This is a genomic window from Pseudidiomarina woesei, from assembly GCF_001418345.1.
Classification (GTDB): domain Bacteria; phylum Pseudomonadota; class Gammaproteobacteria; order Enterobacterales; family Alteromonadaceae; genus Pseudidiomarina; species Pseudidiomarina woesei.
Genome location: NZ_LIPW01000010.1, coordinates 1 through 12,710, shown reverse-complemented (window position 1 = coordinate 12,710; position 12,710 = coordinate 1). Strand labels below are relative to the sequence as shown.

Below are 12,710 nucleotides of genomic sequence, written 5' to 3'. Positions count from 1 at the left end.
TAGTTATTTTTTAGCAATGACCCACACGGCATGCACAATGCCTGGAATATACCCCAGAATGGTCAAAATGATATTGATCCAAAAGTGCTTACCAATGCCAACTTGTAGAAACACACCAAGCGGTGGCAATAAAATTGCAATAAGTATGCGAATAAAGTCAGCCATGGGTCATCTCCTTGTGATTAATATTTAGCGGCTTCGCCTTTAGCAGGAATAGTCGCTTTAATGAATTCACGCAAGTCATCATTTGATAACTTCAAGTCTTCAGCACGCAAATACATCATGTGACCACTACGATATCCTTTGAAGCCGATACGGTCAGCCATTTTGCCGCTCGGATCAATGTGCCACATATTGTATTTCGCATCGAAATAGTTGGTGGCACCGTCGTAGTAGCCTGACTGAATTAACACGTTCAAATATGGGTTTTGCGCCATTGCTTGACGTAAATTCTCACCGGTATTGTTATTACTGCGGTCCCACGGATGAACCGGACCGAACATGTTGTATTTCACGTCAGTTTTATAGTTCAGCTCTTCACGCAAGTAGTAATTGATTGCCGGCGTAAACGAGTGCAACCAAGACGTTAGCTCCGAGTTGTAATCTGGGCGTGAGCCTACATCATCACGGTCAATACCCAAGTAACGCGAGTCTAAACGGCCTACAGTCAACTGCCGATCGCGTAATAGTTCTTTCCAGAAAAACGACGTACTAATGTCTAAATTGGCACGTAAAACGGTTTGTTTGTCGATACCAGAATATTTCGCTACTTGCTCAGCAATTTGCTCTTTTTCAGCTGGTGGCAACATGGCGCCTTTAGCTAAAGCCGGCAAATAAACGTTCAAGGTGTACTGCTCTACTTCAGGTAGCAGCTCAAGTAAGTCTTTTTTCAATAGCTCGCTGTCTAGCGCATTGTGGTACCAAGCGGCGGCAGCAAAGTATGGTAAACGGTTAGCTGCTTTGACTGGGCCATTACGCTCAATGCCAATATCGGTTGGCGAAACTAATACCACGCCATTAAGGTACATCCACTGGCGATTTTGCAGCTCAAGTGCCAAACCAGAAACGCGCGTGGTACCGTAGCTTTCACCAATCAGGTACTTCGGTGAGCGCCAACGTTCATGGCGAGTAACAAAGGTATTCACCCACTCAGCAAGATATTTCACATCGGCATTCACACCGAAGAACATTTTCTGCAATTCGTCACGCGAGTAAGCACTGCCGTCTGGTTTCGGCAATGGGCGTGAATAACCGGTGTTTACTGGGTTTACAAAGACAATATCAGCCACATCGAGTACCGAATGCGGATTGTCTTTCACGCCGTACGGCATAATCGGAAAGCCTTCGTCGTCAACACGAAGTGATTTTGGGCCAGTGTAGGCAATATGCATCCACACAGAAGCAGAACCAGGGCCGCCATTAAAAGAGATTAATAGTGGGCGCTCTTCACGGTTTTTAACGCCTTGGCGTTCGTAGTAAGTAAAGAACAATGCCGCAGTGGCTTCGCCGTTTTCATTGAAAACCGGTTGTGTACCCGTTGTCGCCGTGTATTTAAAACGCTGGCCATTAATATTAGCGCTATGCTCGGTCACAACCACATCATCGGCTGCAATTTTTGCCTGTGGCAACTCTTCTGCGACAGCAGATGTCGCAACCAAACTGGTGCCTAAACTCACGCCAAACATTGCGGCTAAAACAAGCTGTTTCATGCCCTTCATAGATACTTCCTCTAGTTTTTATCGTGCTTACATTAAATGCAATGTAACCAAGAAGCTCAAGGGGTGTGAGCTAAATGCACTAAATTTCAAGATGGTTAATGAATACACTGGTTAAAACACAAAGAAATGTGATATAAAAGTTATCAAAATGACCAAAAGGTGGGCCGATAATGCGCAGTCGAAGCATTTGGATACATTCACTATTTATATGCGTAGCATTACATATTGCCGGCCCTGCCGTAGCAAACCAATCAGTCCCCCCTAAGTTAACTAATTACTTTCAAGAATTATGGACCACGCGCGACGGTCTGCCTCACAATACTATCAATAGCGTCACTCAAACCGAAGAAGGCTACATATGGTTAGCTACATGGGAAGGTTTAACCCGTTACAACGGCGCTGAATTCAAGAACTATGACTTATATAGCAATATTGGCCTGCGTGATGCTGGCGTACAGAATGTTCGCGTGGTTGAGTCAGGGCAATTGATTGTGGTGGGAGCGCGAGGCACCGTTGTCTTGCGCCAGCAAGGGGATTTAGGAAGTACTGAATGGCGTGCTTTAGAAACACCCTTAACCCTTGTTAATAAAGCAATTTATAACAAAGATAATAGTTATTGGCTAGCCACCGAAGAGCTCGGACTATTAAAGTACTACAGCCCCGACAAGGTTGAATCATTTTTTGACCAAGCTGCGCCAAACAATAACGTGATGCATGCCTACGATATTGCTAAACCCGATGACTCACAGTTGTATGTAGCCACAAATTTGGGCTTGGTTCGGGTTACTAAAGACAATTTAGATTTTATCAATAGCGACTTTGGGCTACCTAAGCTAGGTGTGTTTTCTGTCACCCAATATGGCAATGACTTGATTGTGGGCACCGAGCAAGGCGCCTTTATTGGTCGCCAAGAAACTGGGTTTAAGCTACTTCATCCCAAACTCGAAAACGTAAGTATAATTCGAGTGATGATTGATGATATTGGCGATATTTGGCTGGGCTCTATTGATAAAGGTTTGTTTCGATTAAGTAACGCACATGGTCTTGAGAACCTAACCATGGCAGACGGCCTGCCCAACTCGCGCGTTTTAGCAATATATCAAGACGCCGAGCGCAGTATCTGGGTGGGCACAAATGGTGGCTTAATGCGTCTTCGCAACACCCCGTTTCAAACTTACACATCTCAAGACGGTTTGGCAGATAACTTTGTCCGCACCGTCATTCAACGTGAAAATGGTGATATTTGGGTAGGCTCTGCTGGCGGCGTGAGCGTATACAGCAATAACAAATGGAGTAACCTTGATCTCGGGTTGCAAGCATCGGTTCTTAGTTTGCACGAGCATCCCGAGCTAGGTATTTTTATCGGCACCTACACCGACGGTTTATTGCTTTGGAACAACGGCCAAGTAATACAACACTGGACTCGTAATGACGGCCTACTGGCCAACGAAATTCGTTCGATTACCACAACGCACACCGGCAGAATTTGGCTTGCTACCCCTAATGGAATTAATTTTTATGAGCCTGGCAAGGGTATAGGCGAACCCAATGAACAGGTTGATCATGCTCGATTTAGCGTGTCACTGCATGAAGATAAAAACCAACAGCTGTGGTTAGGTACCGCTCGAGGGCTGTTTAAGTTTGAGGCCGACCACTTTGTCAGTGTTGATATCAGCAAGTTTAAACATGCTCAGTACGTGTTTAATATTCAATCCGTCGGCGATGAATTGTGGCTTGCCACCGACCGTGGATTGATAATTTACCAACCTGAGCAGCAACAAGGTGTGGTAATTGGACGCCCGCAAGGTTTAATTGTTGAGAAGATCTTTCAGTTTGCCATTGACGAAAACAACAATGTTTGGCTGACCTCAAATCGCGGCATTATGCGCACTACAGTTGACGATATTCGTGCTGTACAAACTCAGCAAAGCAGCGGCTTGACGACCGTCGAAGTTTTTCGTGAAAGCGATGGTTTGGTTAGCAGTCAGGCTAATGGCGGTTCAAACCCAGCTATTTTGCACGCCACCGATGATACCATCTGGGTGCCCACCGCAAACGGAATCGCTCGTATTGCACCGAATAAACTTGCGCAATTTACCGACTATCCGCCACCAGCGGTTATTGAAAACGTTGAACTAAATGGTCAATTTGTTAAGCCAAGCAGTGCGCAAACGCGTTTTGATGGTGAACGCATTAGCATTAGTTATGCCGGCCTTGGCTTTACCATGAATAATCAAATTCGTTACCGTACTCAGTTGCTTGGCTACGACGACAATTGGCGTACCACCTCAGCGCGCTACGCAGAATTTACCAATTTACCGCCGGGCGACTATACCTTTAGAGTACAAGCAGCCTACAGCAATAGCGATCAGATTGGCCGTACTGCCGAGTTTAGCTTTAGCGTGCCGCCACGTTATTATCAGCAGCTTTGGTTCTGGATTATAGCTTCAGTGGCGCTACTAGTCGCTATTCTTACCTTTGTTCGAGTTCGATTGAACGTATTGGCGCGCCGCGCTGCTGAATTGGAACAACAAGTTGCAGAAAAAACAGAAGCTTTGCGCACTCAAGCTGAACGGTTTGAGCACTTAGCACAATTTGATGAGCTAACTAACTTGCCAAATCGTCGTAGCTTTAATCGTGATTTGTCCGCTGAGTTTGCCGCAGCAACGCGACATAAAAAACCACTAACACTCGCCATTATTGACGTTGATAATTTCAAACAAATCAATGATAACTTTAGCCATTCATCGGGAGATATTGTTTTACAGTGGTTAGCTGATTTGCTGACGCAGCACACCCGTGAAGAGGACAAAATTGCGCGTTGGGGTGGTGAAGAATTCACTATTTTAATGACCGATACCACGATTGAAACGGCAGAAGTGATGTGTAATCGATTACGCGAGCACATTATGCAAGCACCGCCACCGGCACAAGTACCAATTGAGAAGTTAACGGTTAGTATTGGTTTGTCATCGCTTGCTAGCGCCAACTCAATAGACACCTTGCTGTCACATGCTGACCGAGCACTTTACACCGCCAAATCTAACGGTCGCAACCGTGTTTGTCGCTACCCAACAGCGAATTAGTAGCCCAACAAGTAGGTATATCGACTGCCGCTAAGTTGTGTTTATACTGAAGGTACGCTAACGCTGGTTAAGGACGGAAGGACGGAACAATGAGCGCAGAGCATCGGCAACTCATGGTCAACGGGCATCCCGCTAAATGGCAACAGCTATTGAAGTCAGGTGACCGTATTTTTATTGGCACTCACGCAGCAGTGCCACACGCCCTTATGCATGACCTTGCCGACCACAGCCAACACTTTCATGATATTGAAATTGTGCAAATTTATGCACTAGGCGACAACCATTGGGTGAACCCAGAATACAGCGAAACTTTTAAAGTAAATTCGCTATTTATTGGGGGCGAGAAAGTACGCCGCGCCGTGGCTGAAGGCCGCGCAGATTACACCCCAGCGTTTATGTCCGATATTCCATCATTGTTTAGCGAAGACATTTTACCACTCGACGCGGCGCTGATCATGGTAAGCCCGCCCGATCAATACGGTTATCATTCGTTAGGTGTGTCGGTAGATATTGTGTCGTCGGCATTAAAGTCTGCAAAAAAAGTGATTGCTCAAGTAAACCCGAAAATGCCGGTAACCTTTGGCCAAGCGTTTATTCATAAAGGCCAAATTGATGCGTTTTTTGAAGCTGAACAAGACCTACCAGAAATTACCGCACCGGAGCTTGATGCAGTTACCGAACGCATTGGTCAGTATGTGTCGTTATTGGTGGAAGACGGTGCCACCATACAAATAGGTTTTGGCAAAATTTGTGACGCGGTGCTGCGCTATTTGGTCAACCACAAAGACTTAGGCGTGCACAGCGAGCTCATCACCGACGGCATTATGGAGCTGATGCTTAGTGGCGTAATTAATAACCGCCGCAAAACCTACCATCAACATAAAGCGGTGACTAGCTTCTGTATTGGCAGCAAAAAACTCTACGACTTTGTGAACAACAACCCACATATAGGCTTTTACCCTTCCGAATACGTGAACTCGCCCGCCAATATTGCCCGCAACGAAAAAATGGTGTCAATAAACAGCGCCATTGAAGTCGACCTAACCGGGCAAGTGGTATCGGACTCGATTGGCCACCATTTTTATAGTGGCATTGGCGGGCATGTGGACTTTAGCCGCGGCGCCAGCATGAGCCCCGGCGGCAAACCGGTTATTGCCCTGCCCTCCACTGCCAAAAACGGCACTGTATCGCGCATTGTGCCCTTTATCAGCGAAGGCAGTGGTGTTGCCACCTCGCGCGCTCATGTGTATTACGTGGTGACCGAATTTGGCGTGGCCTCGCTACGCGGCAAAAGCATTCGTGAACGGGCGTTGGAACTGATACGCGTGGCACACCCGAAGTTTCGGCAGCAGCTACTTGAAGAAGTACGCAAACATTATTACGTGCCCCATTATCAAATTCTGCACTCCGTAGAAGTGCCCGAGTTAGGGCCCGTGGGCTTTAAAGAAATTTCTATTAACGGCGAGTTTTTCGACTTGCGGCCACTTAACCCAAGTGACGAGCGACGCTTGCAAGAGTTCTTTTATTCGCACACCAAAGAAACCTTGCAAATGCGCTACAACACCGTGCCCACCAGCATGAGCCGCGAAAAATCATGTACTTTGGTGAGTGTCGATCAGTCGCGAGACTTGGCGCTGTGTATTGTGCGGCAAAAGGGTTCAATGGCCCAAATACAAGCCGTTGGTCGCTATTATCTGCTACACGACGAAAAAAGCTGTGAAGTGGCCTTTGTTACGCGCGAAACTCAGCATGGCAAAGGCATGGCCACGCGCCTGCTGGACGAAATGAAACGTATTGCCCGTGAACGTGGGCTTGAGCGCATGCTGGCTTACGTACGTGCCGAAAACGGCAAAATGCTGGCGGTGTTTGAGCGCGCGGGTTTTGTTCGCAAACCCTCAGAGGAACCCGGCGAAGTGTATTTGCAGCTGAACCTAATTGAAAAAAGTGAGTGAGTTAGATGTCCATCACCGTATTTAGTCACCCCTATTGCAGTTTGCATCGCGTGTCAGAAGTGCACCCCGAAGAACCCGCGCGTATTGCTGCTATAAATGACCAGATTATTCGCTCAGGCATGGAGTTCGCGCTCACGCAAAAAGACGCCAAACCCGCTGAACGCGAAGACTTACTGCGCGTGCACGCCGCTAACTACATAGACGACGTGTTTGAACGCGCGCCCACCGAACCCGATCAGCATATATGGTTAGACCCCGACACCATGATGACCGCCGGCACCTTGCGCGCAGCGTTGTATGCTGCAGGCAGTGGTATGTGCGCGGTTGACGAAGTGTTTACCGCTGAAAACCGCCGAGCCTTTTGCATGGTGCGCCCCCCCGGCCACCACGCCACCTGGGACGCCGCCATGGGCTTTTGTATTTTCAACAATATTGCGGTGGCCACCGCCTACGCCATGCATACTTACGGCATTGAGCGCGTCGCTATTGTGGATTTTGACGTACACCACGGCAACGGCACCGAAGATATTTTCTTAAACGACGAGCGCGTGCTGTTTTGTAGCTCGTTTCAACACCCGCTGTACCCCAACTCAGGCACCGAAACCATCAGCCATGAAGTGATTAATATTCCGCTGCCTGCCGGTTGTGACGGCCCGACGTGGCAGGCCGCTGTGCGCGAGCGCTGGTTCCCCGCTATTGATGCTTTTGCGCCGCAGTTGATTATGGTGTCTGCCGGTTTTGACGGCCATTTAGAAGACGACATGGCGCAGTTTAAACTCACCGAAACCGACTACCATTGGATAGGCCGTGAACTGAAAGAGCTCGCTGAGCGCCATTGTGACGGCCGCATTGTCGCCACCCTAGAAGGCGGCTACGAGCATAGCTCACTCGGGCGCAGCGTGGTGGCATTTTTGAAAGGCATGCAGTAACAGCTGAAGCTTTAAGTCGTTATCGGTAAGCCGGCTGCGGTTCGTTGATGATTGACTGCGGCGCTTGCTGAAGCCAATTTTCTGTCATGAGCCCAGGTATTCGTGCAAACTCGCGTTCGTTATTAGTGACGACAGTGAGCGAATTTGCTCTAGCGTGCCCTGAAATCATGCCATCATAAGCGCCGATTGGTGTTCCCAAACGACGCAGCTCTGCGCGAATAATGGCGGTTTGATAAGCGGCGGCAGTGTCGTATTCCAGCACTTCTAAACGAGATAAGAAACTTTCTAATTTATCAGCGTTTGTCACCCGCTGTTGTGAGCACTCAACGCCATAATAAAGCTCCATGGCAGTCACCGAACTGACGCATAATTCACGCGCGTGCGCATCAAATAAATCAGCTAGAAATTCAGGCCGATTCTTCATCACATAAATACAAATGCTGGTATCGAGCATGTAGCGAAGGTTCATAACGTATCACGCTGTTGTTCTTCGGGCTGATCACGCTCAACCATAAAGTCATCGCTTAATGGCTCGCCCGCAAACCACGTGCGCCAGCTTGATTTCGCTGGCGTAATAATACGACTCTCACCAACCACAAGTACCTCAACATCGGTGACACCATCGGGAAACGCGACGTCTTTTGGCAACCGCACAGCCTGTGTCTGGTTGCTTTTAAATAGTTTTGTTTTTGCTTTCATATAGCCCCAGAAACCATCAGATTCAGGTTGGATATACATATTGAATATACAGAGTGTAGATAAAAAATTAAATTCACGCCAGCTTGATTTATCGCAATTTAGATATTTCGGCCGTTTCTTAGATCCAAGGTAAGTTAGCTAACGTAATTGGTGGACGAGACAAAACCTTTTTGTCTATTGGTTTAGTTGGAGAATGACCATGAAAAAATTTGCCGCTTTATTGTTGCCACTAGCTTTAGCTGCTACTTTCGCGCCAGCAACAGTTGCTCAAGAAAAAACAGCATTAGTGCCTTTGCCTTCTCTTGATGACTTTACCAAAGGTCAAGATGGTTGGGCTTTAGGCTTGGGCGCGGGTGTTGAATATGAATCAGCCTATGAAGGCTCAGACGAATTCGGCTTCGAAGCTGACCCTGCTGGCGCCCTGCAATGGCGCAGCGGCGATAATATTTTCTACTTTGCCGGTGAAGCCCTAGGTTGGCGCGGCCTACGTGACGACGTATGGCTATTCGAGGCCACTGTTGGCTTTGATGAAGGCCGTGAAGAAGCAGACTCTGATGACGGCTATTTGAACGGCATGGGCGATTCTGACGAAGGTGCTGAATTTGTGCTGCAAGCACGCCGTGCTTTCGATGCCGACTGGCGTTACTGGCTTGATGGCCGCGTGATTGCTAGTGAAGACGGCAACATTGGTATTTTCGGCGTCGGCACACGCTTCGGTGAGCAACTCGACGGTACCGGTCACGAGTTATCAGTAGTTGCGGTTTACCACGACAGCGACCGTGCCAATAAGGACTTTGGTGTTAATGCCGCGCAAGCTGCTGCATCAGGGTATAACCAAACGTACCTCGACAGCGGTATTCGCTCAATTGGCTTGCATTACAACTATCGCACTTACATTAACGACAACTGGTTAGTGTTCGTTGAAGGCCTATACGAGCACTACAGTAGCGATGTTCGTAACAGCCCAATTGCCCGTGGCGACTATGAAGCGGAGCTTGGTGTCGGCTTTATTTATATGTTCTTTTAAGCTTTTAACTCTAATCGGGGCTAGGACGACCAGCCGTAGCTAGCCCCATATCAATATAGGCCACAATATAACCATACTCTTTTTTCGAAAGATTCCCTTTCTCGTATTCGCGCTCAGCAAGCTCATGATTCCACGACTGAGCATTTGGTGCTTCTGGAATCGTCAAATCAAGCTCTAATAAATACGCTTGTTCTTTGTCTAGGCGATAGCCTTTCTCCGCAGCTTTTTTTGCACAGTGGCTTAAAGCGTACTCAACGGCAAACTTGTCCACACTTGGCATACCGACAAATTCAACATTGCAGCCCATAACACGATTGCCCGCCTGGTCTTGGTAATAAAGTTGACCCGTTGTGCAGGCTGACAGCGTAAATATTAATGCGATTAGTAAAGTTATTTTGTACTTCAAGGTTGTTCCTATTGGTTGGACTTAAAGTTCCGCTATGTGCCAACAGCGGACGTTAACGCTCGCATTGGCGGCTGGCTTGGAGCGCGGCGGAAAACCAGTCCGGTGGAAGCCCGTAAGGGCCGGAACGAACTTGAATGACTGGTTATGCTCAAGCACTTGGACCATGCTGTTTTGGCCCATGCCAGTCGAATGCTTCCAATGTCTGTTGCAGAATATTTTGAAGCCTCTCCATTGATTCCGGTGACACATCAACCTCCCCATAATGACCGTCAGCCATTGTTGAGCCATATTTGGAGCCATTAAGGGAGTTGAGAATAAGCACACCTCCGTTGGGGGCGCTTATCATATTGTTTTCAACTGGCTTCAGATCCAGAGGCTTCGGGTTCCTTCCAGCACCAAGGCCACGCGATCTATCTTCCAAGTGCTGAGCGCTGTTCCTTACTCCTCGAAGATCGGGAAATGCTTCGCCTACCTGGCCATGCAGCTCTGCAACGATTTCCGGCACACCGTCTTCTCTTGATAAAACCCCAAGGAACTTGTCAAATGAATCAATAGCGTAGAGAAAGGCTCGAGCGTATATGAAAGGTAAATTGTGCTCGAATTCCCGTGGTTGAAATCCATTCGACCATTTTTCTCTTTTGAACCGGACTTCGGTTTTAAAATTGATCTCATCCCACTGCTCGTGCCCCGGAAACCCACCGTACTCTTGCTCTATTTCCCGCCTAATCTCACTCCTTCGTTGGGCATCTCGTTCCCAGTTTTCACGGTCAGCGACTGAGGGGCAGACAGATCTGGCTTCAGTAAACAAGTTCAATGCAAAATTTGCCTCAAAATATTGTGATTTGAGTGATTGCAGCAGATTTCCGATTTTCCACGACCAATCCCGATCCTCACTTTCGAGCCATGTTCCAGGGGTTACGATTTCAAACACATACATTGCATATACTCCTAAGAGCATAACGCCGCGCTTTGCGGCTGGTTTGGAGCGCAGCGGAAAACCAGTCCGGCAACAGCGCCTTGTTACGCATTTTCTGGCCAGCCCTCGTGAAGTTCAAATATCTCTCTAAATGTGAGCCCTTTGTTCCACTGCATTTTGTCATTCTGAGGCTCTGCAAAGGGGAAACATTTCAATGATTCTGGAGCAGGCAACGCGGCCCAGGGATTAAAATATATGGTGCTATCCCTTACCGCTAAGGAAGAAGCATGAAGGTCATTAAAAATCCATGCAGCGCTAACGCGCGTATACTGCGGCCCTCTTTTTCCATGCCATGCCCCATTTGGTGCCCTTCGCATTTCCGGCTCAGCATCGCTGCCAGGTTTAAAAACAAATTGCTCTTGCCCAAAAAGCGCCTGCATTTCATCGATTCGGTCCAGATGGAAGCTATCTAAATTGACAGCTACAACCAAGGGGATTTCGAGATCACCATATTTCCCGCCCTTAAACTTAACTGCATCTCTAATGGGGCTCCAAGCATCGACCCAGCCACCCCCGCTACCACCGATGCCGATAAGGGTAGAACTCTGTCCTCTTCGTTCAGGCTTTAGAGGGATTGGGCGAATTTGCAAGTGCCACTCGTCATGAGCCCAAACCAAAGGTTCGATGCTATCCAAGCCTGCACTATCTATTTTTTCCAGCACCTCATCAGGATCAAGAGAATCCAACCACGCATGAATCTGATTCTTTAATTTTTTACCACTAGGAGGACTTTTGGGGCTTCCTTCATCGTCCAGCGCAATCATAAATTTATCATGGGGAGATTTCGCCAAGGTGTCTAAAACAGCTCCTTTTCTCGCTTCCCCACCTCTATCTAATTCATTGTTTTCTGTTGCTAAGACTGCTTCTAAATAAAAACACCGGCCTTCAGTGTCAGAAACGAGAAAATCTGGCCTATAAGGACTCCCATTGGGGAGTTCTGGATGAGGAGTTAGTGTAAAACCCTGTCTTCTCAGTACTTCATATATAAATAATTCAAAACATGCAGAACGAAAATGAACATCATCTCCGGACCGAAGACGAGAAATAATTTCCTTTTGTTCCGTACGAGGATAGTTCTTTACACAGTCTTCAATCAAATTTCGTATTTTTTCAATTTCGGTTCGAGCAGATCGATTATAGAAAATGAAGTCACTCTCAGTGTTCTGCTTAGGTGAGTCGTCTGTGCGTTTTACACTATCGAAGACTTTAGGAGCGGCAATATTAAAACCAATTCCTAAGGACTTTCTGAAAGCCTTCATTCTCTTCTTGCGTCCAACTCTTCCCATGAGACCACTCAGTCGTATGCGTAACGCTCGCCTATGCGGCGCACGATTTGTTGTGGAATTTGCAATAATGTAGCGCAGCGAAATACAAATTCCACAACGAATTGTGTGTCCGAACGAACGACAGTGAGTGCCATGAGGCGTTTGTTATGTGTTCATTCGGCAGACTCGTGACAATTACCATAATATTCAAACTCTACCGGAGACAATTGTTTAGTATTTTCATCCGCCTTAAATAGCTCAGCCTTGCATGATCTTGAAAACGAATGAAGTTCACCAGAAACTTTAATTTCATAACTCTCATTTGCTTTGGGACTAAATGAGGTGTAGATAGCGCAATTAATTGGGCCAGCAACTGACAAAATCATAAAAGTATATTTCTTATCTATTGACAATCTTACACCGGCTGGATTCAACTCAGAAATTAGTGGATTACCCTTGTCTAAAACCACAAGTCTTGCACCGCTATCAGAGCCAAACGATTTGCCACAAGGTTCTTCTTCTGTATGAACATTTACAAATGTTGAGTACCCAAGAAAAGGTGCTTCAAAATCGTGTTTAAATAGTAGCTTAGAAGAGGGTGTATCAGTTGGCGGTTCTGCATAATCCGGCAAACCAGCACATCCAGCGACTA

Annotated in this window: 12 protein-coding genes; 4 read left to right on the top strand and 8 right to left on the bottom strand. The window is 47.2% G+C overall.

Annotated features, from left to right (window positions below; all coding sequences use genetic code 11):
• Positions 1–3: 3 nt before the first annotated feature.
• Together ASC40_RS11815 and ASC40_RS10900 are read right to left on the bottom strand one after the other, a co-directional pair.
• Positions 4–165, bottom strand: a complete 162-nt coding sequence (locus tag ASC40_RS11815; RefSeq protein ID WP_072243449.1) for a YqaE/Pmp3 family membrane protein — start codon at positions 163–165, stop codon at positions 4–6.
• 17 nt (positions 166–182) lie between these two features.
• Positions 183–1,718, bottom strand: a complete 1,536-nt coding sequence (locus ASC40_RS10900) for a S10 family peptidase (RefSeq protein WP_425415082.1) — start codon at positions 1,716–1,718, stop codon at positions 183–185.
• Between the two features lie 170 nt (positions 1,719–1,888).
• Here ASC40_RS10900 and ASC40_RS10895 point away from each other — a divergent pair, with 170 nt between their 5' ends.
• From ASC40_RS10895 to ASC40_RS10885, 3 genes are all read left to right on the top strand, one after another.
• The gene (locus tag ASC40_RS10895) at positions 1,889–4,804 is read left to right on the top strand and encodes a ligand-binding sensor domain-containing diguanylate cyclase (RefSeq protein WP_055439843.1); all 2,916 of its coding nucleotides are present in this window, start codon (positions 1,889–1,891) and stop codon (positions 4,802–4,804) included.
• Positions 4,805–4,893: 89 nt separating this feature from the next.
• Positions 4,894–6,756, top strand: a complete 1,863-nt coding sequence (locus tag ASC40_RS10890) for a GNAT family N-acetyltransferase (protein ID WP_245622266.1) — start codon at positions 4,894–4,896, stop codon at positions 6,754–6,756.
• Between the two features lie 5 nt (positions 6,757–6,761).
• The gene (locus tag ASC40_RS10885) at positions 6,762–7,685 is read left to right on the top strand and encodes a histone deacetylase family protein (RefSeq protein ID WP_055439842.1); all 924 of its coding nucleotides are present in this window, start codon (positions 6,762–6,764) and stop codon (positions 7,683–7,685) included.
• Between the two features lie 19 nt (positions 7,686–7,704).
• Here ASC40_RS10885 and vapC read toward each other — a convergent pair whose 3' ends face one another.
• Together vapC and vapB are read right to left on the bottom strand one after the other, a co-directional pair.
• Positions 7,705–8,154, bottom strand: coding sequence for a type II toxin-antitoxin system tRNA(fMet)-specific endonuclease VapC (gene vapC / locus ASC40_RS10880; protein WP_055439841.1), 450 nt, complete (start codon positions 8,152–8,154; stop codon positions 7,705–7,707).
• Positions 8,151–8,384: a type II toxin-antitoxin system VapB family antitoxin gene (gene vapB, locus ASC40_RS10875; RefSeq protein ID WP_055439840.1), complete on the bottom strand. Its 234-nt coding sequence runs from the start codon at positions 8,382–8,384 to the stop codon at positions 8,151–8,153. Before vapB ends, vapC begins: the two co-directional genes overlap by 4 nt.
• 199 nt (positions 8,385–8,583) lie before the next feature.
• Here vapB and ASC40_RS10870 point away from each other — a divergent pair, with 199 nt between their 5' ends.
• Complete coding sequence (locus ASC40_RS10870; protein WP_055439839.1) at positions 8,584–9,411, top strand: MipA/OmpV family protein; 828 nt, start codon at positions 8,584–8,586, stop codon at positions 9,409–9,411.
• A gap of 10 nt (positions 9,412–9,421) precedes the next feature.
• Here the strand turns inward: ASC40_RS10870 and ASC40_RS10865 are convergent, their stop codons facing one another.
• The 4 genes from ASC40_RS10865 to ASC40_RS11935 all read right to left on the bottom strand — a co-directional run.
• A complete protein-coding gene (locus ASC40_RS10865; protein WP_055439838.1) occupies positions 9,422–9,817 on the bottom strand; it encodes a hypothetical protein in 396 nt (131 codons plus the stop codon).
• A 148-nt stretch (positions 9,818–9,965) separates the two neighbouring features.
• Positions 9,966–10,754, bottom strand: a complete 789-nt coding sequence (locus ASC40_RS10860; RefSeq protein ID WP_055439837.1) for a hypothetical protein — start codon at positions 10,752–10,754, stop codon at positions 9,966–9,968.
• Between the two features lie 83 nt (positions 10,755–10,837).
• On the bottom strand, positions 10,838–12,079 hold the full coding sequence (locus tag ASC40_RS11965) for a hypothetical protein (protein WP_055439836.1): 1,242 nt from the start codon (positions 12,077–12,079) through the stop codon (positions 10,838–10,840).
• A 152-nt stretch (positions 12,080–12,231) separates the two neighbouring features.
• A partial coding sequence (locus ASC40_RS11935) for a hypothetical protein (RefSeq protein ID WP_169782098.1) occupies positions 12,232–12,710 on the bottom strand: 479 nt, incomplete at its 5' end.

Excerpts from the sequence above, each read along its gene's own strand:
- ASC40_RS11815 (WP_072243449.1), bottom strand. The coding sequence starts at position 165 with ATGGCTGACTTTATTCGCATACTTATTGCAATTTTATTGCCACCGCTT.
- vapC (WP_055439841.1), bottom strand. The coding sequence starts at position 8,154 with ATGAACCTTCGCTACATGCTCGATACCAGCATTTGTATTTATGTGATG.
- ASC40_RS10870 (WP_055439839.1), top strand. The coding sequence starts at position 8,584 with ATGAAAAAATTTGCCGCTTTATTGTTGCCACTAGCTTTAGCTGCTACT.
- ASC40_RS10900 (WP_425415082.1), bottom strand. The coding sequence starts at position 1,718 with ATGAAGGGCATGAAACAGCTTGTTTTAGCCGCAATGTTTGGCGTGAGT.
- ASC40_RS10885 (WP_055439842.1), top strand. The coding sequence starts at position 6,762 with ATGTCCATCACCGTATTTAGTCACCCCTATTGCAGTTTGCATCGCGTG.
- ASC40_RS10895 (WP_055439843.1), top strand. The coding sequence starts at position 1,889 with ATGCGCAGTCGAAGCATTTGGATACATTCACTATTTATATGCGTAGCA.
- ASC40_RS10890 (WP_245622266.1), top strand. The coding sequence starts at position 4,894 with ATGAGCGCAGAGCATCGGCAACTCATGGTCAACGGGCATCCCGCTAAA.
- ASC40_RS11965 (WP_055439836.1), bottom strand. The coding sequence starts at position 12,079 with ATGGGAAGAGTTGGACGCAAGAAGAGAATGAAGGCTTTCAGAAAGTCC.
- ASC40_RS10860 (WP_055439837.1), bottom strand. The coding sequence starts at position 10,754 with ATGTATGTGTTTGAAATCGTAACCCCTGGAACATGGCTCGAAAGTGAG.
- vapB (WP_055439840.1), bottom strand. The coding sequence starts at position 8,384 with ATGAAAGCAAAAACAAAACTATTTAAAAGCAACCAGACACAGGCTGTG.